The sequence below is a fragment of the Streptococcus sp. 2106 genome (genome assembly GCF_013277315.1).
Lineage (GTDB): Bacteria > Bacillota > Bacilli > Lactobacillales > Streptococcaceae > Streptococcus > Streptococcus pseudopneumoniae.
In genome coordinates, this window is sequence record NZ_VMMS01000059.1 from 1 (window position 1) to 755 (window position 755).

Annotated in this window: 1 pseudogene; it reads right to left on the reverse strand. The window is 38.8% G+C overall.

Features of this window, described 5'->3' with window-relative positions:
* Positions 1–719: pseudogene (locus HT723_RS07060) on the reverse strand (IS630 family transposase); the annotation flags it as partial.
* Between the last annotated feature and the right edge of the window lie 36 nt (positions 720–755).

Consider the following 755-nt stretch of genomic DNA (forward strand, 5'->3'; position numbering starts at 1 on the left):
ACTCAGTATTGCATCCTCCAGCAATGAGGAAAAAGGAATCTCCTGTCTGAGCATCTACTGCCCCATAACAATAGCGATATTCTCGCATATAATGACTAGGAATGCTAGGTCGGATTCCTTGAGGAGCCCAACAAGAACTCATCTTACTGATTCTTCCGAAACCAGCTTCATCTTGGTACATCAAACGTACTTTGTTATAAGTCCCCTCTTCTTTAAAGCGCTTACTTAAGGTCTCGAATGTAGATTTTATTTTTAGACGTCTCAATTGTCTGAGCGTCTGCCTTCTTGGGATGCTCAGGTCGAGGAGTGACCGTTCGCCAACCATGTCGTTTCAGGAGATAATAGAAACCATCACGTGTGGAAGTGCGACCAATCTCTTTTTGATAGGCTTCAAATAACTGATTGACAGTTACAAATTCCCCAGCCTGAGCAGCTTCTATATGACGTTTTAGAAATGCTTGTTCTTCTTCGTAAGTCATATATTCTCTATGACGTCCACCACGGGTCTCTTGAAGAAGCGCTTCTAAACCAAACTCCTTATATTTTTTCAAATTCCTCCAAACAGTTGTTTTATTGCAATCTAGCAGATCCATGATTTCCTTATAACTCTTTTCTTTTGAGCGAAAATAAATAATCTGTAGACGTTTGTGATATTTGGCGTACGATGAATCTCTTAGGAGTTGTTCAATTTTTTGTGTTTCTTCGTTTGTAAGTTTCATAACTACTATTATAAGATGTTTTTTGATTTTAGTCCA